Genomic DNA, 21,785 nt, shown 5'->3' on the forward strand with positions numbered 1-21,785 from the left:
AAGTCCAGTCTCTCATCATTGGCCTGATAACGGCTTTCTGTCGGTGGCAGGTGTGAGGATGCGGACATGGACGAGCGGTGGGCGATTGCGCCGGAGGAGGGTGGCGGGGCGGTGCTCGTCGCCCTGCATCCGGACGGGCAGCCTGCCGGACCGATACTGCGTGAGCCGGATCTCGCCGCCGCGGTCGGCTCGCGGCCGCAGGTGACGCGGTGGGTGTGGCGGGCGTCGGCCGAGATCTACCCGCGCCTCCTCGCGAGCGGCGTCCGCGTCGAGCGCTGCTACGACATCGAGAACAGTGAGGGCCTGTTGCTCGGTCACGCGGGCCGCCTCGGCGAACCACGCTCGGCGGCGGCCGCCTGGGCCCGGATGACCGGTGCGCCGGTCCCACCCGACCCGCCGCTGCGAGCCGTCGTACCGGGTGAGCAGTCGTCGCTCTTCGAGATCCAGGAGGAGCCGATCGCGTTCGAGGCGCTGCTCCGGGTGTACGCCGATCAGCTCCGGCGGCACGGGGATGCGGAGCACCCGGATCGCATGCGGTTGCTGACAGCGTCGGAGTCGTCCGGGATGCTGGTCGCCGCCGAGATGGATCGGGCCGGTCTCCCGTGGAGTGCGTCGGCGCACCGCGAGATGCTGACCGAGCTTCTCGGTGAGCGGTTCGGTGGGACCGGTGAGCCGCGTCGGCTGACCGAGCTGGCCGACGAGGTGTCGGCCGCGTTCGGGCGCCGGGTCCGGCCGGACCTGCCGGCCGACGTACTGAAGGCGTTCAAACAGGCCGGGTACCAGCTGAAGACCACGCGCCGCTGGGAGCTCGAGACGATCGATCATCCGGCCGTCGAGCCACTGATCGAGTACAAGAAGCTCTACCGGATCTACACGGCGAACGGGTGGTCCTGGCTCAACGACTGGGTGCACGACGGCCGCTTCCGGCCCGGGTTCGTCCCCGGCGGCACAGTCTCGGGGCGCTGGATCACCAACGGTGGTGGCGGTCTGCAGATCCCCAAGGTGATCCGGCGCGCAGTGGTTGCTGACCCCGGCTGGAGTCTGGTGGTCGCCGACGCGTCACAGCTCGAGCCGCGGATCCTCGCCGCGATCTCCCGGGACCGCGCGCTGATGGAGGTGGCCAATGATCCCGGTGACCTCTACAAAGCCGTGTCGGACCAGGCGTTCTCCGGCGACCGCGCGATGGCCAAACTCGCCGTACTGGGCGCGATCTACGGCCAGACCTCTGGTGACGGGCTGAAGAACCTCGCCATGCTCCGCAAGCGATTCCCCCAAGCGGTCGCGTACGTCGACGATGCCGCCCGCGCCGGTGAGGAGGGCAAGCTCGTCCGCACCTGGCTCGGTCGCACCTGTCCGCCGGGCGGTGCGCCACTCGACGACGCCACCCTCGAAGGCCCACCGGTCGACGAGCCGCAGACCGACTCCCGGCATGCCCGAGCCCGCGGCCGCTTCACCCGGAACTTCGTCGTCCAGGGCAGCGCGGCCGACTGGGCGTTGCTGATGCTCGCGGCGCTGCGGCAGGCGCTGGGTCCGCTGAAGGCCGAGCTCGTCTTCTTCCAGCACGACGAGGTCATCGTGCACTGTCCGACCGACGAGGCCCCTGAGGTTGCTGCGGCGATCCAGACCGCCAGCGACCTGGCCGGCACGCTCACCTTTGGTCCAACTCCGACCCGGTTCGCGTTCAGCACCGCGACCGTCAAGACCTATGCGGAGGCCAAGTAGGGCGGCAGGTCATGGAGGTCGAAGTCCGTGCGTTCGAACGCGGTCAGCTCGGCGATGAGCCCGCCCTCGATCCGGAAGACGTCCAGACCGAACGGCCGGAAGACCGTGTCGCCCGGCCCACGCAGGTAGGCGGCGAGCGTGGGCTGACGGTTGACGGAGGTGATCAGGTAGCGCCAGTGACCCCGGTACGCCGGGTCCAGGTTCACGGTGATCGTCTGCCGCGCCACCTCACGCCCTTCGAACCAGAACGGGTACGGCGGCATCGTGATCCGCACGTCCTCGTGCATGAGCGCGGTCAGCGCATCCAGGTCGCCCGAGTCCCACGCGTCGACGTACTTGCGCAGCAACGCCTGCTCCTCAGTGGTCGACGGCGTAGCGGTCCACTCGACCCGGTGCGGTGGCAGCTGGTCGCGTAGTACCGGCCGTGCGCGCTGGAGTGCCGAGTTGACCGCAGCAATGGTCAGGTCCATCACCGCTGCGGTTTCCTTGGCGGACCAGCCGAGGACATCACGGAAGATCAGTACGGCGCGCTGCCGCGGTGGCAGGTGCTGAATCGCGACCAGAAACGCCAGTTCGATCGTCTCCCGTCGTACCAGCTGGGCGTCCGGCTCTTCGGCTCGGTCCAGCAACACATCGGGGAACGGCTGCAGCCAAGGCAGGTCGTCTCGGGCCGGCAAAGCCGCGGCCGGGAACGACGCGGGCTCAAGCTGGTACGGCAGGACTCGCTGCGGCCGCCGTACTTCGTCGATGCACGCGTTGGTCGCGATGCGGTAGAGCCACGTGCGGACGCTGGACCGGCCTTCGAAGGTGTCGCGTTTGCGCCACGCTCGGAGGAAGGTCTCCTGCACCATGTCCTCGGCCTCGTCGTACGAACCGAGCAGGCGATAGCAGTGCACCCGCAGCTCATGCCTGTAGCGCTCGAGCTCAGCTTCGAAGTCCGTCACCGCCCGTCCTCCAGCTCGATGGTGCCCGGCATCGGCGCGCGCCCGGCCAGGCGGAGCCACTGGACCAGACGGCGCTGCCGAAGGTCCCGAGTGGAGACGACGACGTCGTTGTGGAAGCGCCGGGCCAGCTGGACCCGGCGCATCGCCAGCGCCAGCTCACTCGACCATGGCTCGACGTTGGTCCCGGTCGCGTTGACTGCTCGGGTCAGCGCGGACTCGCATTGCTCGCGGTCGTCAGGCGACGCAGTGCGCGCTCGGTGGGCGGCATCGAGGAGCAGGAGCGACGAGGCCGGGTCGAGGATGCCGGCTCCGGCGAGCTCTGCGACCAGTGCGGCGCGGCGGACGAGTTCCGTCTCCAGTGCGGCGCGGGAGAGCTCGACGCGATGGTGCAGGCGGTCCAGGCGGCCCGCGGTCCAGCTCGCGTAGCCGCCGAACAGCAGCAGCACGAGGCCGATCGCGAGCAGTGCCGTGGTCACCTTCACTGCAACATTGGACCACCCCTTACGGAGCGCTCACGGTCCGGCCGAATCGCGTCATCGGCGGTCCGGACGCATTTAGCGTCGGATTCATGGCTGATATCGGTGTGCTCGGTGGTTCCGGCTTCTACTCGTTCCTGACGGACGCGCGCCCCGTCGAGGTCAGTACGCCGTTCGGGCCGCCCAGCGAACCCCCGGTCGTCGGGGAGGTCGCCGGTCGCTCGGTCGCGTTCATCCCGCGGCACGGCGCCGACCACCGCTTCCCACCGCACCGCGTCAACTACCGCGCCAACCTCTGGGCCCTGCGCGCACTGGGCGTCCGCCAGGTCCTCGCCCCGTGCGCGGTCGGCTCGCTGCGCCCCGAACTGACCCCCGGCGCCTTCCTCGTCCCTGACCAGTACGTCGACCGCACGTGGGGCCGGCCGCAGACCGTGTACGACGACGCGGCCGTGCACACGTCGGCCGCCGACCCGTACTGTCCGGTCGGCCGAGCGACGATCATTGCCACCGGCAACGTCGTACCGAGCGGAACGATGGTGGTCATCAACGGTCCGCGCTTCTCGACCCGCGCCGAGTCCCTGTGGCACGCCGCCCAGGGCTGGTCGGTCGTCGGCATGACCGGCGCCCCCGAAGCAGCCGTCGCCCGCGAGCTGGGGCTCTGCTACACGTCGCTCGCCGTCGTCACCGATCACGACGCGGGCTTCCAGCAAGGCGAAGGCGTCACCGAAGTCGAGGTCTACAAGGTCTTCGCCGAAAGCATCGACCGCCTCAAATCTCTTCTCACTCAGGTAATCCCTCGTCTCCCCTCCTCCACCACCGACTGCACCTGTCACCACGCCGTGGACCACACCGACGCTGCTCCAGAGAGCGCTCACCCAGCGACCCGCTCCCCCGAGGCCAGCTCGCCAGGAGTCGCTCGTTCAGAACCGGACGCCGTCTCCACCGATGCGGGCCGGCGTGATGAGGTGGTTGTGCGATGAGGGTTCTGTTGACGGGCGGTGCTGGTTTCATCGGGCGGCATGTGCACACCCAGCTGACCGCCGAGGGACACGACGTTCTCGTGCTCGACTCGCTTCGGCCCGACGTTCACCGGACGCCTCCGACCCCGAGCGACGATCTGATGGTCGGCGATATCCGGAACGCCGAAGATCTCCAGAGAGCGCTCCCCGGTATCGACACGGTGATCCACCTGGCCGCGAAGGTCGGCCTCGGTGTCGATCTGAACGACATTGACGACTACGTCTCCAGCAACAGCCTCGGCACCGCCGTCCTGCTCCGCGAACTCGCCCGCGCCAACATCCGCCACCTCGTCTACGCCAGTTCGATGGTCGTCTACGGCGAAGGCCGCTACGACTGCGACCGGCACGGCCAAGTCGCGCCGGGTCCACGCCGGCCGGAAGATCTCGACGCCGGCCAGTTCGACCCACCCTGCCCACTCTGCGACTGCCCACTGCGCCCCGGCCTGATCGCAGAGGGCGCTCCCCCGGATCCCCGCAACGCGTACGCCGCCAGCAAACTCAACGGCGAACACCTAGCCGCGTCCTGGGCCCGCGAAACCGGCGGCCGAGTCACCGCACTCCGCTTCCACAACGTCTACGGCCCCGGCATGCCGCGCAATACGCCGTACGCCGGTGTCGCCGCCATCTTCCGCTCAGCCCTCGAACGCGGCGAACCACCGAGGGTCTACGAAGACGGTCGCCAGCGCCGCGACTTCATCCACGTGCATGACATCGCCACCGCCGTGACCACGGCCGCGAGAGCGCTCCCCCAGCAGCCGCCCTTCACGGCGTACAACGTCGGCACGGACACCGTCCGCACCATCGGCGACCTGGCCGCCGAACTAGCCCGCGCCCACGAAGGCCCAGAGCCCATCGTCACCCGCCAGTACCGCCTCGGCGACGTCCGCCACATCACGGCCTCCTCCGCCAAGCTCCGCGACGAGCTCGGCTGGAAGCCCTCTCTCGATCTCCACACCGGCCTCGCCGATCTGCTTGCCAGCGGCAACTAGTACAGGTGCCCTGCATCACATCGAGTTGCCTCTCACATTAATGTGAGGGAATAGCTTCGCTTCGTCCGGCTCGATCGGCGGGCTCGGAGCGAGGAGGAGATCTGCGATGAGCAGGGCACTGGGGTACACGGCGTTCGGCGGACCCGAGGTTCAGGAGTTCTTCGACCGAGCCGATCCGGCGCCAGGTCCGAACGAGGTGTTGATCCGAGTCGCCGCCGCGGGCGTCAATCCGCTGGATCATCACCTGCGTTCCGGACACGTCCCCGGGCTGAATGGCGAGCTGCCTTTCCCGCAGGTGCTCGGCATGGAAGCCGCCGGCACCATCATCGCTCTGGGCTCGGACGTGAGCGGCCTGGCGGTCGGCGACCGGGTCACCGGCTTCGCCCTGACCGGCGCCGGCACGTACGTCGGTACGACGCTCCTGCTCGGTACGTCGACCGCCCGCATCCCCGACGCGTTGCCGGAGACCTGGGCGGCAACGATCCCGGTCGCCGGCACGACCGCGCTCGACATTCTCGACCAGCTCGAACTGCCTGCCGGCGCATCCCTGCTCGTGAACGGGATCGGTGGTGGCGTCGGACTCGCCCTGGCGCAGCTCGCACGCAATCGCGACCTCGTGGTGACCGGCACAGCCAGTGCCGCCAAACGGGATCTCGTGGCTACCACCGGGGCGAAGTTCGTCGACTATGGATCCGGCGACGTAATCGCTCAGCTCCGAGCCCTGGCTCCCGACGGCTTCGACGCAGTCGTGGACGCGGTCGGCGGAGACTCCCTGCGCAGCATCGCCGACCTCGCGAAGAAGCCGGAACTGCTGGTCGCCGTCGGCGATCCGTCGGTCACCGAACTCGGTGGCGTCACGGTCCACCGTCGCCTCGACCGCGACAGCCTCGAACGGGTCGCCGAGCTGATGGTGTCCGGCCAACTCGATCCCAACATCACCGCCACCTACCCACTTGACCGCGCCGACGAGGCCTTGGCTCTCGTCGAATCCCGTCACGCAACAGGCAAGCTCGTCATCGACCTCCGGCTCTGACCTCAGTACCCGGTGACCACTGACAGTCTCAGGCTTCTTGCAAGCTTGGCCGCAGCCACTCGGCCAGCGCCGGGACCTGGCTGAGCTTGGCTGGGTCGGTTGCCAGCTCACTAGGCAGCAAGGGCAGCCGTACGTCGGCGGTCGGGATCCGGCCTTGGGCCGCGAGAACGGCCTTGATCACTACTGGATTCGGCTCGGCGAAGAGTGCGCGCGCCAACGGGACCAGTCGGTGAGCGCTCTCTCGGGCGTTCTCCAGCGCGCCGGTCCGCCAGGCCGCGATCAGGTCGGCGTACGCCCGTGGAGCCACGTTCGCGCTCGCGAGGATTCCCCCGCTGGCCCCGAGCGCCAGCATCGGACCGGCATAAAGATCGTCGCCGGCCAGGACACTCACGTCTGACGAGACGCGACTCAGGAAGGTGATGGTGTCCTCGTCGATCCCGCCCACCGCGTGCTTGAACCCGACGACATTCGGCAACTCCGCCAGCCTGATCAGCGTCTCCGCACTCAGCGTCCGTCCGGTCCGGTACGGAATGTTGTAGATCACCAGCGGCACCGGGCTCGCCGCGGCGAGCTGCCGGAAATGCTCGATGACTCCTTCCTCGGACGGCCGCGTGTAGTACGGAACCACGACCAGCGCTGCGCTCGCCGTACGGCCGCTCGTCCTCAGCTCCTCGATGGAAGCAGCGGTTGAGTTCGAGCCCGCGCCGACGATCAGCGGGGCATTCCGCTCAGCACAGACGGCCGAGCAGATCTCGAGAACGCGCTGGCGCTCCGGCGGTGTCAGGGTGGCCGGCTCTCCAGTGGTGCCCAGGGCAACGATGCCGGTCGCGCCTTCGTCGAGAACGCGATGAGAGAGCGCTTCCAGCGCGTCTCCGGCGAGTTCGCCGTCCTCGGAGAATGGAGTGATCAGGGGAACGAAGAGTCCTGTGAACGCCATGGTCCGACGATCACCCGGAACCACCCATCAGGTCCAGTTCACATTTCTACCCTTGAGCGTAAGCTCCCCTTATGCTCGACGTCCGCAAACTCCGCCTGCTCCGCGAACTGGCCCGCCGCGGCACCATCGCCGCCGTCGCCGAGGCCCTCGCCTACACCCCCTCCGCGGTCTCCCAGCAACTCACCGCCCTGGAACGCGAAACCGGCGTACCACTGCTCGAACGCACCGGCCGCCGAGTCACCCTGACCCCCGCCGCCCAAGGCCTCGTCGAGCACACCGAGGCAATCCTCGCGCTACTGGCGACAGCAGAAACTGCCCTGGAGAACGCAGCGAGAGCGCTCTCCGGCGTTCTCCGGATCGGTGCCTTCCCCACCGCGATCCCGGCCGTCGTCACCCCAGCGATAGTTGCCCTAAGCACCGAACACCCGAGCCTCAACCTCACCGTCATCGAACTGGACCCCGCCTCAGTCCCCGACGCCCTCCGCACCGAGGCCGTAGACATCGCCCTGGTCCAGGAATACGACCACGTCCCAGTCCAGCCCCACCCTGGCCTGCACACCGAACCTCTCCTAGAAGAAACGGTCTACCTGGCCGCCCGCCATCCCCAGCCACTAGCCAGCCTCCGCGACACCCCCTGGATCGCCGGCACCCCCGGCACCCTTTGCCACACCCTCACCATCAGAGCCTGCGAGGCCGCCGGCTTCACCCCCCAAATCCGCCACCACGCGGACGACTTCGCCACCGTCCTAGCCCTGGTAGCCGCCAACCAAGGCGCCGCCTTCGTCCCAGACCTAGCCGTCACCACCCCACCCCCCAACGTCACCCTCACCCCACTCCCAATCCACCGCCGAACCCACCTCGCCTACCGCCAAGGCACCACCAACCACCCCGCCATCACAGCCGCCCGAACCGCCCTCAAAACAGCAGCGGGGCGAGGGCGGTTAGGCGACGGACTGGTGTGATGCAGCGTCGGCGACCATGGACCTCCCGAAGATCCATCGCCCCGGCCTGATCGCACGAACCTCCAAGTCTCTGGAGACGCGCGTTAGCCGGCGTTGGCGGGGACTGGGGGGAGGTCGATTTGGAAGGCGCAGCCGCCGGCGATGTTGGTGACGCCGATCTGGCCGTCGTGGGACTCGACGACGCCGCGGGCAATTGCCAGGCCGAGGCCGCCGCCACCCGACGATGCGGCTGGGGGTTCGGCAGAGGCGGGGGCGGATGCTGGTACTGGGGTTCGCTGCTCGTCGCCGCGCCAGCCGATGTCGAAGACGCGTTCCAGGTCGTCGGCGGGGATGCCGCCGCAGCCGTCGGTTACGGCTAGGCGCACGCGGCCGTCGGGTTCGCGATCGACGGCCAGGGTGACTGTTCCGCCGCGAGTTGTGTGGCGGATCGCGTTGCCGACCAGGTTCGTGACCGCGCGGGTCAGTTCGTCCGGATCGCCTTGTACGGCGAGGCGATCGTCGCCTGATGGCGTTGACACGGTGAGCTCTACTCCCGAGGCCCGGGCGTGCTCGGCGTTTTCGCCGGCGACGTCTTCGGCCAGTTCGCGCAGGCTTACCGCGGATCGCTTTCGCGGCAGGGCGGCGGCCGACAAGCGCGATAGCTCGAACAAGTCGTCGACGAGCCCGGTCATTCGATCGACGGTGGATCGCATCTGCCGCAGTGCTCCCGGTACGTCGTCGATCACGCCGTCCTCGAGGCCTTCCGCGACCGCTCGTAATCCGGCCAGCGGCGTCCGCAGGTCGTGGGACATGAACGCGACCAACTCCCGGCGGCTCGCCTCGAGAGCGCGCTCTCTCGCGTGGGACGCGGCCAGTTTCTCGCGCGTCATCTCGAGTTCGTCGGTCAGTGCAGCCAGCTCCGCCGGTACGGCGCCAGTGTGGCGATCCGAGGGTTCGTACGTCGTACCCAGTCGCCGCAAGCGTTGTCCGACATCGCGCGATCCCGCGCTGATCCAATGTCCGAGCAGGACGGACATGCCGAGTCCGAGCAGCGCCGCGAACGCGAGTGTCCAGAGAACGACCCACGAGTCGTGTTCGGAGATGAACATCGCCCGCACGCTCTGGAGTACCGCGGCGAGGGCCGCGGCCATCGGGGCAAGGGCTGCGACGATCATCGTGACGCGTAGCGAGCGGCGCCGGAACTGGTACAGGATCACGCCGCCGACCACCGCGACCACCAGCGTCCACAAGGTGGTGAGCGCCAGGATCGTCATCGTGTCGCGGTTCATTCGGATTCTCCCGCGAACCGGTAGCCCGTGCGCGGCACGGTGAGAACGAGCTGCGGATCGGACGGGTCCGCCTCGATCTTCTCGCGGAGCCGGCGTACGTGGACGGTCACTGTCGATGAGTCGCCGAAGTCCCAGCCCCAGACACGACGCAGCAGCTCGGCCTTGGTGTACGCCTTCCCGGGATGCGACACCAAGTACGCCAGCAGGTCGAACTCGCGGTGCGTCAGCGAGAGCGCTCTCCCATCCAGCATCGCGATCCGGGCCGCGGTGTCGATCGTGATCGGGCCGGCGCTCAGCTTGGTCGGGGTCAGGTCGAGGCCGGCCAGCCGTTCCTCGCGCCGCAGCATCGCCTGCACTCGCAGTGTCAGCTCTCTCGGGCTGAACGGCTTGACCACATAGTCGTCGGCGCCGAACTCGAGGCCGACCAGCCGGTCCTCCTCCTCGCCGCGGGCGGACAGCATGATTACCGCGGCGCCGTCGTCGGCGGCGCGCATCCGGCGCAGGACCTCCAGGCCGGACATGCCGGGCAGCATCACGTCCAGGACGACGACCGAGGGTTTCCACTGCTGCCAGACCTCGACGGCAGCGGTTCCGTCCGCGACCACGCGAGCGTCGTACCCGGCCTTGGTCAGGTACGCCGAGACGACGTTGGACACGGTCGGGTCATCATCGACCACGAGTACACGAGTAGCCACGGTCAGAGCGTAGGACTTCCGGCGACCTCGGCGCTGGACCCGGACCCCGGGAGAGCGCTCACCGTAAGCGATCTGTAGCCGCCGCCGGCCACCTGGAACCCCCGATCGTCCCTACGGTCGAAGGGTGGATGTCGATCTCGTACTGCCGTGCCTCGACGAGGCCGCGGCTCTGCCCTGGGTGCTCACCCGGCTTCCGGACGGTGTCCGAGCTGTTGTCGTCGACAACGGTTCGACCGATGGTTCGGCCGAAATCGCCGAGGGGTTGGGTGCGACCGTCGTACGGTGCTCGATCCGTGGGTACGGCGCCGCGTGTCACGCCGGGCTGGAGGCGGCCGAGGCCGACGTGGTCGCGTTCATGGATGCCGACGCGTCGCTGGATCCGCGCCAGCTCGTCCGGGTGACTGCGCCGGTTCTGGCCGGGAACGTGGATCTCATGGTCGGCCGTCGGAGAGCGGTTTCTCGGGCGGTCTGGCCGTGGCATCTGCGGCTGGCGAACGCTGAGCTGTCTCGGCGGATCAGGAGACGGACCGGTGTTCTCCTGCACGATCTCGGGCCGATGCGTGCTGCTCGGCGGACCGCGCTGCTGGACCTCGCGCTGACGGATCGGCGCTCGGGCTATCCCCTCGAGACCGTCGTCCGGGCTGCCGACGCGGGCTGGCGGATCGCCGAGGTCGAGGTCGACTACCTGCCACGTTCGGGTCGCTCGAAAGTCACCGGTACGCCGATCGGTGCCGCTCGGGCAGTGCTCGACATGTCCAAGGTGCTGAAGGCATGATCCCGAACGGCACGTTGATCGTGATCGCGAAGGAACCGGTTGCGGGGCGGGTGAAGACTCGTCTGCAGAGCGAGTTCACGCCGCGGGAAGCGGCTGCGCTTGCGCGGGCTTCGCTGGTCGACACGTTGAACACGGTTCGGGCGGCTCCGGCAGCGCGGCGGGTGCTGGTTCTCGAGGGGCGGCCGGGGCCGTGGCTGCCGCCGGGGTTTGAGGTGATCCGGCAGCGTGGCGACGGTCTCGACGAACGGCTGGCGGCTGCCTTCGAGGACTCCTTCGACGGATCGCCAATGCTGCTGGTCGGCATGGACACACCTCAGTTGCCGGCCGAGCTACTGGGCTTCAATTGGCCCGGGTACGACGCCGTTCTCGGGCTGACCGAGGACGGCGGGTACTGGTGTCTCGGGCTGCGCGAACCGGATAAGCAGGCGGTGATCGGCGTACCGATGTCGACCGATCACACCGGCCGGGATCAGCTGCGGCGTCTTGAGAAACGCGGAAAGCGCGTTCTTCAGTTACCGACTCTGCGGGACATGGACACGCCGTGGGATGCCGCCGCGATCGCCGCGGAGTACCCGGCGCTGCGGATGTCGCGGTTGTTCCGGCGGCTGGAGCACACGGCGCATCCGGCGATGCTGTTCGAGCAGGCGCTCGGCGGTATGGCGCGAGTGGTTGCCACCGGCATCGATGGGCGGACGCTGCCATCGCTGTCGGAACTTGACCGCTGGCAGTCGCCGGCTGACGAGGTCGATCGGCTCGCGCTGAGCCGGTGCGAGGGACCGGTGCTGGATATCGGCTGTGGTCCGGGCCGGATCGTGACGGCGTTGGCCGAGCAGGGGATTCCGGCCCTCGGTGTCGATGTGTCGCCGCAGGCAATCTCGTTGACCACGTCGCGAGGTGCGGTCGCGCTGCAGCGGCGGGTGCAGAATCGGCTGCCGGGCGAGGGGCGCTGGGGCAGCGTGGTGTTGATGGACGGCAACATCGGTATCGGTGGTGATCCGGCTGATCTGCTGCGCCGTTGCGCCGAACTGGTGCGGCCCAATGGTCTTGTCCTGGTTGAGGTCGATCCCGACGACGACCTCGACGACACCGCCCCGATCGTGTTGCGCAGTTCCAGCGGCCGCCGGTCGACACCATTGCCGTGGGCAAGAATCGGCAGCCGCACGTTGCTCCGGCACGCGCGCGCTGCCGCCCTGCACCCGATCGAGGACTGGCGCACACCACACCGGGCCTTTCTCACCCTCCGCCGCACCGCATGACGCCCAATGAGCCGCCCGATGCGGCGCCCCTGAGGCGGCCCGAGAGGCGCACCGCAGGCTACTTGTTGGTCGCCGGTACGGCGGTTGGGACCGCCGTACTCACGATCTGGGCACACGCGATCAGCTGGTGGCCGAATCTGACGTTGGTGCTCGGGTGTCTGCTGGTGGGCGGGGCGATCTGGCGGTTCGGGCGCGGGCTCGGGGTTGCCGCGGTCGTTGTGGTTGCGGCGCTGTGTCAGGTCCCGGGGCTGACACATGCGCCGATCACGAGCACGGATTCGTACCGCTACGTGTGGGACGGGCGCGTGCAGTTGGCCGGGCATTCGCCGTACTCGCATGTTCCGTTGGATGACGCTCTGGCGGAGTTGCGGGATCCGCTGCTGTTCCCGGGGTTGTCGCCGGAGCAAAGATCGGGAGTGAGCGCTCCCCCGCGCGTTCCGACGGATCCTGCGGCGGTGTCGCCGCTTGCCGCCGATGATCCGCGGACCCGGATCAACCGGCCGCGAGTGCCGACGATCTACCCGCCGATCGCGCAGGTGTACTTCGCCGCGGTCGCGGCCGTCACACCATGGTCGGCGGGAACGCTGGGGCTGCAGATCGCGGCCGGTCTGCTTGCGGTTGCACTCGCTTGGCTACTCGCGGCAACCGGCCGGGACAGACGCTGGGCGGCGCTGTGGGGTTGGTCACCGATTGTGGTTCTCGAGGCCGGAAGCGCGGCCCATGTCGATGTTCTCGGTGCGCTGCTCATCACGGCCGCCGTGCTGGTCGCAACTCGCCGCCCCCGGCTGGCCGCGATCCTGCTCGGTGCGGCCGCGAGCGTGAAGCTGTTGCCGCTGCTGTTGCTGCCCGCGTTCCGGATCCGTCAGTCGATCGTTGCCCTCGGCACCTTCCTCACCAGCTACCTCCCATACCTGGTGGCCTCCGGTGCCCTGGTACTCGGTTTCCTGCCCGGCTACCTGACCCAGGAAGGGTTCTCCGACGGCAGCACGCGGTTCGCGATCTTCTCGCTCCTGCTGCCTCCTGAGGCTCGGCAGCTCGTCGCCGTTCTCGTCGCGGGAGCGCTCTCTGTGCTCGCGTTCTGGCGCCGCGGCCGCGAGCCACTGGCCGTCACCTGCTGCTGGCTGTACGGCGCCGCACTGCTGATCGCGACTCCCACCTACCCCTGGTACGGCGTACCGCTGATCGCGTTGGCAGCGCTCTCTCGCCGACCCGAATGGATCGCCGTACCGCTGGCGGCGTACCTGGCCTACGCGACTGTCGGTCACGACAGCCGGCAGGGCCTGATCTATCTGGCCGCCGTTGTTATCGTTACCACTGCCGCTACTTTCCGTCACCGTTCAGTCGCCGGAAAGCAGTTTGACGCGAGGCTGACCGCCAACCAACACTGAGCAGCGTGACCAAACGCATCGCGATCGCGACCTCGGCCGACTGGCCGGATCTGCTGCCGGACGAGGTTTCGCTCCTCGACGCCTTCCGCGCGGCCGGCCTCGAACCCGAACCGGTGGTCTGGACCGACCCTTCGATCGACTGGTCCGCGTACGACGCCGTGCTGCTGCGCTCGGTGTGGGACTACTACAAGCGGCAGGTCGAGTTCACCGAATGGCTCGGGCTGCTCGACAAGTCCGGCGTACTGGTCCTGAACGAGACCGACCTGGTCCGCTGGAACAGCGACAAGCGCTACCTCCTCGAACTGCGCGAACAGGGCGTCGCGATCGTCCCGTCGCAGGTCGCGGCCGGTGCGTGCCTGCGTGAGGTCGTCGCCGGGCTCGACGGTCAGCAGATCGTGATCAAGCCGACCGTGAGCGGGGCGGCATTCAACACCGTCCGCGGATTGGCCGGCTCGGCGGAGCTCGACCAGGCGATGACGGAGCTGCCCGACGACGTGTACCTGGTGCAGCCGTTCCTGCCCGAGATCCAGACCGCCGGCGAGTGGTCCCTGCTCTTCTTCGACGGCGAGTACAGCCACGCGGTGGTGAAGCGCCCGGCAGCTGGTGACTACCGGGTGCAGCACATGTTCGGTGGCGCGGTGGCGGTCGAGGAACCGACGCCCGAGATCCTCGAGAGCGCCAAGATCGCGCTCTCCGCGGCGCGTTCTCAGCCCACCTACGCCCGGGTCGACGGGGTCGTCGTCAACGGCCGGTTCCTGCTGATGGAGCTCGAACTGATCGAGCCCTATCTCTTCATCCCCGAACACCCGGCGGCGGCCGACAGCCTCGTCGCCGCCATCGCCGCCCGGCTCTGATCAACTAGCCGGCTCTGATCAACTAGCCGGCTCTGGTCAGCTGGCCGCCGACTCGGGGTGACCGCGTCGGCGGCCGTCCAGGAACGTGATCCCGGCGGCAGTGCCCGTGTACCGGGTCCGGCGCGCCCACTCGTAGCACTCGTTCAGCACCGGGCATGAGGTCAGACACAGCTCGCGCGCCTTGCGCTGCTCGAAACGGGTCGCGGTCTCGTCGTACGCACCGGCCTGCCCGCTACAGGCGGCACGATCCATCCAACGGTCGTTCGGATCGACGATCACGGTCAGCATCGGCCTCATGACAAAGACGGTAAATCCCCGAGAGCGCTCTCCGCGGCCCGTCTCAGAATACGGTCGTTTGTCGATGAACTTACTGCACTTAAGGGCCCGACGACAGCATCGGCATAGGGTCGGGCCATGCCCACACTCGAGGAGATCCGCACTGCCGCTGAGCAGTTGCGCGGTCGCATCCACCGGACGCCGATGCTCAGTTCGTCTGCGCTGGACGAACAGTTCGGTGGGGAGCTCGTGCTCAAGGCCGAGCTGTTCCAGAAGACCGGGAGCTTCAAGGTTCGCGGACTGCTCACCAAGCTGCTGCAGCTCACGCCCGAGGAGCGCGAGCGCGGGGTCGTGACCGTGTCAGCGGGGAACGCGGCCGGGGCGCTGGCCTGGGCAGCCCGGGACGCGGGGATCCCGGCGACCGTGGTGATGGCGACGACCGCCGTACCGGCGAAGGTCGATGCGGCGCACGGGTACGGCGCGAAGGTCGAACTCGTCGATGGCGATCTGCTCGCGGCCTATGAGCGGATCCGGAGAGAGCGCGATCTCACCGGGCTTCATCCGTTCGACGACGAGCAGGTGATCACGGGACACGGAAGCCTCGGGCTCGAACTCCTTGAGGACCGGCCGGATCTCGAGACTGTGCTCGTGCCGGTCGGCGGTGGTGGGCTGATCTCCGGAGTCGCGCTGGCGCTCAAGCTCCTGAAGCCCGGGATCCGGGTGATCGGGATCGAACCGGAGCAGGCCGATGTCGTGAGCCGGAGTCTCGCGGCCGGCGAACCGCAGCGGCTGCCGAGTGCACGTTCGATCGCGGACGGGCTGGCCGCGCCGATCTGCGGTACCCGCAACTTCCCGCTCATCCAGCAGTACGTCGACGACGTCGTACGGGTGAGTGAGGACGCGCTGCTCGCGGCGACGCGGCTCGTCATGTCGCGCACCAAGCTGGCACTGGAGCCGGCAGCCGCGGCGCCGTTCGCGGCGTTGCTGGAGAGCAAGATCCAGCTCGACGGCGTGACCGCTGCCGTCGTCAGCGGCGGCAACCTGGACGTCGCCAAGCTCAACCTCTGACCGCCAAGCTGATCGCGAGGCTGACCCGTCTGACCACGAGAGAGCGCCCTCTGATCACAGAGAGCGCTCTCCGCGGCGATCAGGCGGGAGCGAGCTCTCGGGGCCGAGCCTTCGAGGCCACGCCGTCGCTTGGATCGTCGACGAGATCACCCTGGCGCACCGGGTCCTTCTCTGGCAGCAGGATGTCGCGAGCGACGACCAGCATCAGCCAGAGGGTGCCGGCCATCCGCAGGATGACAGACAGCCAGTAGATGCGATCCGGGACATCCGGGTTACCAGGCTGCAGGAACTGCGCGAGATGCATCCAGACGAGCATCCAGTAGAAGCATTCGCACGCTTGCCAGATCAGCCAGTCCCGCAACCGCGGCCGGGCCAGGGCGACCAGCGGCAGCAGCCAGAGCACGTACTGTGGTGAGTAGACCTTGTTGATCAGCAGGAACGCCGCGACCACCAGGAACGCGAGCTGGGCGAAGCGTGGCGGTCTTGGCGCCATCAGGCCGAGGATCGCGATCGACAGGCACAGGCCCGCGAAGATCACGATGTTCAGCTGGTTGACGTCGGCGACCTCGTGTTTGGCCAGCTTCAGCACGTACCAGATCGAGCCGTAATCGCTCTCTCGCGCGTCATTGAACGTCCAGAACGACAGCCACTCGTTCTTCGCGAGCAAGTAGATCGGCGCGTTCACGAGACCCCAGGCGACCACGGCCGCGACCACCGCCTGGACGAACGGCCACAGTTTGCGGCCGCGCAGGCACACGATCAGCAGCGGTCCGAGCAGCAGGAACGGATAGAACTTCGCCGCGGTCCCGAGCCCGATCAGCACGCCGAACCAGATCGGTTTGCCGCGCGACCAGGCGAACATCGCCCCGGCCGTGAGGGCGACCGCGAACAGGTCCCAGTTGATCGTCGACGTCACCGCGAGCACGGGCGCGGCGGCGACGTACAGGGCATCTAGGGGCTGGCCGCGAGCGGCGCCGGGTTTGGATGCGACGCCACGTGCTGTCGCCACCGTGAGCCCGACGGTGATCAGCGCGCAGAGGAACAGCAGCGCGATGTTGACGATGAAGAACACACCGGCGGTGTCGCGCTTCTGCTCGGCGGTGAGGTCCGTCTTCGGGTCGCCGGTGACCAGCCAGGTGAGCTGCGCTGCGACCTCCATGAACGCGCCGGTGAGCACCGGGTACTCGAGGACCGGGTAGTCGCCGGTGTCCAGGAACGGCCGGTTGCCCTCGGCAAATCCGCGCTCCTGGTAGAGGAAGCCGACATCGGAGTAGCACAGCGCCTTGAACGGCCGCCAGCTCTGCCGGTCCCAGCCGGCGTCCATACACGGCGCCTTCTGCAGCACGCCGAGTGCGAACGTGATCGTGCACACGGCGAGCGCGATCCGCAGCGGCGTCCACCAGGACGAGCTGAGCCGCGAGAACCGGCCGGACCGGCCACCGAGCCCGACGGTCAGCCCCGCGACGGCCGGATCGGCCTCCGACGGCGGCAGCCGGTCATGCTTGGGCTGGCTTCCTGGTTCGGTCACGGTCGGCATCATCTCCTATCCGATCAGCCAACGACCAGGGCAGGTTACCCACCCATCGTTCGGCGCAACACCACCCCCACGCCGAAGGACGCGAGCTGGACCGGAATAGGTTCCGCGTAACCGTGCCCAGAGATCAGCCGGTGCAATGGGCGATCAGCAGCGCTGCGGTGCGCTCCGGGTCCTCCCACCAGAACAGGTGACCGGCGCCCTCGAAGAGCTCCAACTGCGCCGCGGGCAACAGATCGTGAAGGTGGAGAGCGTTCTCTACCGGGATCCCAGCGTCGGCAGTGCCGTGCAAGATCAGCGCCGGTACGTCGATCGCGCCGAGCCGGCCCGTCGTGTCGTGCGCCTGGGCCGCGGCCCACTGCATCAGCACGACGGGTACCGGAACCTTCACAGAGAGCGCTCTACGGCGGTAGATCTCGCGAGCGCCGGGTTCCTGAGCGGCGTATCGGCGGGACAGGTTTGCCTCGAAGCTCGTGCGTAGACCGTGCTCGACATCCCGGGTGGCGATCGCGTCGACCATCCGCCGCGACGTCTCCGAGATCACCCCCCGGGATCCGCCGGCCCAGGTACACCCGAGCGCGATCGACCGCACGACCCCCGGGTGCCGCAGTACCAGCTCCTGCGTCACCATCCCGCCGAGCGACGCCCCGAGGACGTGCGCGTCGGTCCACCCCACCGACTCGATCACCGCGGCCGCGTCGTCGGCCAGGTCCGCCACCGTGAACGGTTCGTCCGCCCGGTCACCACGCCCGATCCCCCGATGGTCGTACGCGACGATGTCGAACCTGGCCTCCAACGCGGAGAGCAGTTCGTCCCCCCACAACTCGTGATGCGCTGCCATGCCCTGGATCAGCAACAGCGGCGCACCCCGCCCACGCCGTACATAGTCCAGCCGGCGTTCCCCAGTCCCAGTCACGAACTCCATGCCGCACAGACTGCCCAGCACGCCTTGCAACGCACTTGCACCAGAGAGTCAGTCGTCGGCGAGCATCGCAACCATGGCGCTCCACGAGACCGGCTCGTGCGCTTCGACCGGACCCAGCTCCCGCTCCACCCACGGCTCACCGACGATGTAGAGCCCCGGTGTCTTGAGGCCCAGCCGCTCTGCATGCGTCTGTACGGCGGCCAGCAGCCGCACCGCCTCTTCCAGCGGCCGTCCGACGCGGACCAATGCCAGTGCGCCAATCCGCAACGTGTTCAGCGCATACGGGTAGTCCTCGTGCAGCAGGAACCGTGCCAGCGCAGTCCGGAGCGCAGCCAATGCCCGCTCAGCAGAGTCCGGCCGCAGCGACGGGTGCCGCAGATACAGCTCCCCCACGACCTGATTGGCCCAGCCCTTGTTCCAACCACGGCTCTGCTCCTGCAACACATCGGCGTACTCGAGCATCGCGGCACTGTCGGTCGTCTGCTTCAGCAATGCGACGGTCCGGACCGACATGGCGGCCGGGATCATCACCTCGATCCCCAACCGCTCGCAGTACTCGATCAGCTGCCCAGTCACCTCCTGTGTGACCTTCAACGGGGCAGTCAGCGCACATCCGATCGCCAGGAAGAACAGGGCCTCGGCATAGTCGCGGGGCGAAGCGTCAGCCGCGATCTGCGGAATCAGGTCGAGCACCACGTCGACCAGCTCCGCCGTACCCGCCTGGTCACCCGAGAAGTAGGTCAGCGCCGTGAGTGTGTTCAGCGCCCGAATCCGGTCAAGCACCGAGGCGTCGGGAGCAGCATCGAGCGCCGAACGCAGCATCCGGATCGCCTCACCGTGGTGAACCCCGCGGTACAGGTAGACGCCCAGCGACACCGCAGTGAGCAGCGCTGTGTCCGGGTCCGCCGACAGGTCATGGGCAAAGCCGGCCCGCAGGTTGGGCAGCTCACGGCTCATCATGCGCACGAAGGCGCCTGCCTGGGTGCCGCGAATCGAGTCCGCACAGCGCCCGGCGAGCAGCCGCACCCAGCGGGCCTGCACCAGGCGCGTCTCGGCCGGATCCGGGTCGATGCTGCGGCAGTAGGCGCGGATGCTCTCCAGCAGCACGTACCGCGTCGGCTCGGTCGACGTATCAGCCACCACCACCGACCGCGTCACCAGAGCGGACAGCGACTCCAGTACGGCGGTCTCCCGGCCCGGCCAGATCGTCTCGGCCGCCTCCAGCGTGAAGCCACCCTCGAACGCCCAGAGCTTCAGCAACAGCTCACGGTCAGCCGGATCGAGCAGATCGACGCTCCAGCCGATCGCAGCCTCCAGCGTCGTGTGCCACGCGAGTGAGCCGCGCGGCACCGGCCCCAGTACGGCGAACCTGTCGTCGAGCCGGTCCGCGATCTCGCCGAGCCCGAGCACCCGGGCCCGTGCGGCCGCCAGCTCGATGGCCAGCGGCAGACCGTCCAGCGCGGTAGCGATCCGTCGGGCAGCAACGAGCTCACCCGCGTTCGGCTCCCAGCCAGGTCGCACGGCCCGCACACGATCCACCAGCAGCTCAACAGCGGGCTCACCAGCGTCAGTGGTCCAAGGCAACGGTTGCACCGAGACAGTGATCTCACCGTCGACGCCGAGCGGCTCGCGACTCGTAGCCAAGATCCGCAGCCCCGGACAGCTCTGCGTCAGCTGATCGACCAGCTCCGCCGCAGCCGCCACCACGTGTTCGCAGTTGTCCAGCACCAGCAACGCGGACGCCGTACCGATCCCGTCCACGATCGCAGCGACCGGATCGCCAGTGACCACCACACCGACCGCATCAGCCACGGCAGCAGCGACACCGGACCCATCCGGTACGTCGGCCAGCCGGGCCGCCCAGGGATCGGCGGCCGGCCCCAGTGTGGCCAGGTACTCGACCATGAGCCGCGTCTTCCCCACGCCGGCCGGGCCAACCAGGTTCACCAGCCGATGCCGGTCCAGTCGCGACGTGAGAACCGCTAGCTCGGCAGAGCGCCCCAGGAACGTCGTCAACGGCCGCCTGATCGGTACCGGTCGTACGACGCGCATCGGCGCGGCCAACCGCAGTCGCGGGTCGTGCGCGAGCACCTGTCGTTCCAGCTCCAGCAGTTCAGGCCCTGGATCGACGCCAAGCTGTTCGGCCAGCAACGACCGCACCTTGCGCAGTGTCGCGAGCGCATCACCTTGCCGGTCGCATCGGTAGAGGCCGAGCACGAGGAGAGCCCAGCGACGTTCACGCAGTGGCTGCTCGCGAACGAGCTGCTCCAGCTGTACGACGGCCTCGGCCGCGTCCCCGGTCCCCAACCGTGAGGCCGCCAGGTCCTCCAGCGCCACCTCACGCAGTTCCGTCAACCGCCCGCGCTCTGCCCCAGCGATCTCATCCGGCAGCTCGGCGTACGGTTCACCCCGCCACAGGTCCAGTGCCTCGGTGAGCCGGGTCCGGGCCTGCTCCGGCCGGTCTCCGGCCAGTTGGCCGCGCGCAGCCTCGATCAGCTCGCCACAACGCCGTACGTCGATCTCGTCGGCGTGCAGGAAGTAGCCGGCCGGTGTGCGGCCCAGCCGATCGCGGTACGTCGTCCCGAGGGCGGACCGCAGTCTCGAGACGTACGCCTGCATCGCGGCTGCTGCTTTGGCCGGTGGTTGGTCATCCCACATCGCCTGAGCCAGCCGGTCATCGGAGACCGGTTTGCCGTCCGCCAGCGCGAGTGCAGCCAGCAACCGCCGGGGCAGCGCTCCCCCGACCTCGACCGCGGCCCCGTCAACCAGCACTCGAACGGGCCCCAGAACCCGGCACTCCAGCACCCGGCCACCATAGCGGCGCCCGACGGCCGCACGAGGCATTACCTCCAGCGCCAGGCGGCCGGACGTGGGCGTGGCGCCTGCGGTGGTGGGCCTAGCCGCCGTTCCAGCGCCACCAGGGCTGGTCCGGGATCCAGACCGAGCTGATCTGCGAGCAGCGCCCGGAAACGGCGCAGTTCGGCGGCAGCCCGCTCCGGCTGGCCTGTCTCCAGGCAGGCGAGTGCCAACAGCTCCCACCGGCGCTCCCGGTACGGGCTGTCGGCAACGAGTCGGGTCAGCGACCGCAGCGCGACCCAGGGGTTGCCGAAGGCCAGGCGGGCAGCTTCGACCTCCTCCAGGGCCAGCTCGTGCAGCTCGACCAGTCTGGTCCGTGCGCCGACCACCGACGGAGAGCCGGCCAGGTCCTGCCAGGGCTCACCCCGCCAGAGCTCCAAGGCTGCTTCCAGGTCCTGGATCGCACCGATCGCATCGCGGATCGACAACCGATACAGACCCGAGGCGACCAGGTCGGCGAACTGTTGGTGGTCGGTGCGCGCCGCGAAGCAGTACCCCGATGGCGTTCGCTCCAGGCGCTCCCCAGCTGCGCCCAGAGCGGTCCGCAACCGCCAGACCAACACCCGCAACGCCTTCCGCGCGTTCTCGGGCCAGCCGTTCGGCCAGATCAGGTCCGCCAGCTCCGGGTCGGACACCGGACGGCCTTCCGCGAGGACAAGCGCAGCCAGCAGCCGTCGTGCCTGCACGCCGTTGAGCGCCAACGCTGCGCCGTCCACCTCGAGTTCCAGCGGGCCGATCACTCGGCACGAGAGCCGCTGCTCCACGCTGACTGTCGTCATGCGAACACAGTCGTCCGCGGACCTTGCAA

General features: G+C 68.6%; 20 protein-coding genes. 10 read left to right on the forward strand and 10 right to left on the reverse strand.

Features of this window, described 5'->3' with window-relative positions:
* Window positions 1-66 precede the first annotated feature (66 nt).
* A complete protein-coding gene (locus ACFTSF_RS22900) occupies window positions 67-1,722 on the forward strand; it encodes a bifunctional 3'-5' exonuclease/DNA polymerase (protein ID WP_380155709.1) in 1,656 nt (551 codons plus the stop codon).
* Here the strand turns inward: ACFTSF_RS22900 and ACFTSF_RS22905 are convergent.
* A complete protein-coding gene (locus ACFTSF_RS22905) occupies window positions 1,704-2,666 on the reverse strand; it encodes a sigma-70 family RNA polymerase sigma factor (protein ID WP_380155710.1) in 963 nt (320 codons plus the stop codon). The two genes, ACFTSF_RS22900 and ACFTSF_RS22905, sit on opposite strands and share 19 nt — an antisense overlap.
* Window positions 2,663-3,148, reverse strand: a complete 486-nt coding sequence (locus ACFTSF_RS22910) for a hypothetical protein (protein WP_380155711.1) — start codon at window positions 3,146-3,148, stop codon at window positions 2,663-2,665. The genes ACFTSF_RS22905 and ACFTSF_RS22910 overlap by 4 nt, the downstream gene beginning before the upstream one ends.
* 86 nt (window positions 3,149-3,234) lie before the next feature.
* On the opposite strand from ACFTSF_RS22910, the gene ACFTSF_RS22915 reads away from it, so the two are divergent.
* The 3 genes from ACFTSF_RS22915 to ACFTSF_RS22925 all read left to right on the forward strand — a co-directional run bounded on the left by ACFTSF_RS22915 (window position 3,235) and on the right by ACFTSF_RS22925 (window position 6,183).
* Entirely contained in the window at window positions 3,235-4,122 is an 888-nt protein-coding gene (locus ACFTSF_RS22915; protein ID WP_380155712.1) for an S-methyl-5'-thioadenosine phosphorylase, read from the forward strand.
* Window positions 4,119-5,150, forward strand: a complete 1,032-nt coding sequence (locus tag ACFTSF_RS22920; protein WP_380155713.1) for an NAD-dependent epimerase/dehydratase family protein — start codon at window positions 4,119-4,121, stop codon at window positions 5,148-5,150. The genes ACFTSF_RS22915 and ACFTSF_RS22920 overlap by 4 nt, the downstream gene beginning before the upstream one ends.
* A 106-nt stretch (window positions 5,151-5,256) precedes the next feature.
* Entirely contained in the window at window positions 5,257-6,183 is a 927-nt protein-coding gene (locus ACFTSF_RS22925) for an NADP-dependent oxidoreductase (protein ID WP_380155714.1), read from the forward strand.
* Between the two features lie 28 nt (window positions 6,184-6,211).
* Here ACFTSF_RS22925 and dapA read toward each other — a convergent pair whose 3' ends face one another.
* Window positions 6,212-7,120 (reverse strand): 4-hydroxy-tetrahydrodipicolinate synthase, encoded by a 909-nt coding sequence (gene dapA, locus ACFTSF_RS22930; RefSeq protein WP_380155715.1) that lies wholly within the window; start codon window positions 7,118-7,120, stop codon window positions 6,212-6,214.
* 71 nt (window positions 7,121-7,191) lie between these two features.
* Between dapA and ACFTSF_RS22935 the strand changes: the two genes are divergently transcribed.
* Complete coding sequence (locus ACFTSF_RS22935) at window positions 7,192-8,082, forward strand: LysR family transcriptional regulator (protein ID WP_380155716.1); 891 nt, start codon at window positions 7,192-7,194, stop codon at window positions 8,080-8,082.
* A gap of 83 nt (window positions 8,083-8,165) precedes the next feature.
* Here the strand turns inward: ACFTSF_RS22935 and ACFTSF_RS22940 are convergent, their stop codons facing one another.
* On the reverse strand, window positions 8,166-9,350 hold the full coding sequence (locus ACFTSF_RS22940) for a sensor histidine kinase (protein ID WP_380155717.1): 1,185 nt from the start codon (window positions 9,348-9,350) through the stop codon (window positions 8,166-8,168).
* Window positions 9,347-10,045 (reverse strand): response regulator transcription factor, encoded by a 699-nt coding sequence (locus ACFTSF_RS22945; protein ID WP_376040538.1) that lies wholly within the window; start codon window positions 10,043-10,045, stop codon window positions 9,347-9,349. The genes ACFTSF_RS22940 and ACFTSF_RS22945 overlap by 4 nt, the downstream gene beginning before the upstream one ends.
* Before the next feature lie 124 nt (window positions 10,046-10,169).
* On the opposite strand from ACFTSF_RS22945, the gene ACFTSF_RS22950 reads away from it, so the two are divergent.
* Genes ACFTSF_RS22950 through ACFTSF_RS22965 form a run of 4 tightly spaced genes read left to right on the forward strand, consistent with a single transcriptional unit; the run spans window position 10,170 to window position 14,318 of the window.
* A complete protein-coding gene (locus ACFTSF_RS22950; protein ID WP_380155718.1) occupies window positions 10,170-10,820 on the forward strand; it encodes a glycosyltransferase family 2 protein in 651 nt (216 codons plus the stop codon).
* On the forward strand, window positions 10,817-12,076 hold the full coding sequence (locus ACFTSF_RS22955) for a DUF2064 domain-containing protein (RefSeq protein ID WP_380155719.1): 1,260 nt from the start codon (window positions 10,817-10,819) through the stop codon (window positions 12,074-12,076). The genes ACFTSF_RS22950 and ACFTSF_RS22955 overlap by 4 nt, the downstream gene beginning before the upstream one ends.
* On the forward strand, window positions 12,073-13,464 hold the full coding sequence (locus ACFTSF_RS22960; RefSeq protein WP_380155720.1) for a glycosyltransferase 87 family protein: 1,392 nt from the start codon (window positions 12,073-12,075) through the stop codon (window positions 13,462-13,464). Before ACFTSF_RS22955 ends, ACFTSF_RS22960 begins: the two co-directional genes overlap by 4 nt.
* A 5-nt stretch (window positions 13,465-13,469) precedes the next feature.
* A complete protein-coding gene (locus ACFTSF_RS22965; RefSeq protein ID WP_380155721.1) occupies window positions 13,470-14,318 on the forward strand; it encodes a RimK family alpha-L-glutamate ligase in 849 nt (282 codons plus the stop codon).
* A gap of 36 nt (window positions 14,319-14,354) precedes the next feature.
* Here the strand turns inward: ACFTSF_RS22965 and ACFTSF_RS22970 are convergent, their stop codons facing one another.
* On the reverse strand, window positions 14,355-14,615 hold the full coding sequence (locus tag ACFTSF_RS22970; RefSeq protein WP_344146630.1) for a WhiB family transcriptional regulator: 261 nt from the start codon (window positions 14,613-14,615) through the stop codon (window positions 14,355-14,357).
* Window positions 14,616-14,732: 117 nt separating this feature from the next.
* On the opposite strand from ACFTSF_RS22970, the gene ACFTSF_RS22975 reads away from it, so the two are divergent.
* On the forward strand, window positions 14,733-15,662 hold the full coding sequence (locus ACFTSF_RS22975; protein ID WP_380155722.1) for a threonine/serine dehydratase: 930 nt from the start codon (window positions 14,733-14,735) through the stop codon (window positions 15,660-15,662).
* 79 nt (window positions 15,663-15,741) lie between these two features.
* Here the strand turns inward: ACFTSF_RS22975 and ACFTSF_RS22980 are convergent, their stop codons facing one another.
* From ACFTSF_RS22980 to ACFTSF_RS22995, 4 genes are all read right to left on the reverse strand, one after another.
* A complete protein-coding gene (locus tag ACFTSF_RS22980; RefSeq protein ID WP_380155765.1) occupies window positions 15,742-17,199 on the reverse strand; it encodes a glycosyltransferase family 87 protein in 1,458 nt (485 codons plus the stop codon).
* A gap of 124 nt (window positions 17,200-17,323) precedes the next feature.
* Window positions 17,324-18,121 (reverse strand): alpha/beta fold hydrolase, encoded by a 798-nt coding sequence (locus tag ACFTSF_RS22985; RefSeq protein WP_380155723.1) that lies wholly within the window; start codon window positions 18,119-18,121, stop codon window positions 17,324-17,326.
* 48 nt (window positions 18,122-18,169) lie between these two features.
* Window positions 18,170-20,893: an ATP-binding protein gene (locus tag ACFTSF_RS22990; RefSeq protein WP_380155724.1), complete on the reverse strand. Its 2,724-nt coding sequence runs from the start codon at window positions 20,891-20,893 to the stop codon at window positions 18,170-18,172.
* A gap of 71 nt (window positions 20,894-20,964) precedes the next feature.
* Window positions 20,965-21,756, reverse strand: a complete 792-nt coding sequence (locus tag ACFTSF_RS22995) for a BTAD domain-containing putative transcriptional regulator (RefSeq protein ID WP_380155725.1) — start codon at window positions 21,754-21,756, stop codon at window positions 20,965-20,967.
* Window positions 21,757-21,785 lie beyond the last annotated feature (29 nt).

This window comes from Kribbella sp. NPDC056951, assembly GCF_042674205.1.
Classification (GTDB): domain Bacteria; phylum Actinomycetota; class Actinomycetes; order Propionibacteriales; family Kribbellaceae; genus Kribbella; species Kribbella yunnanensis.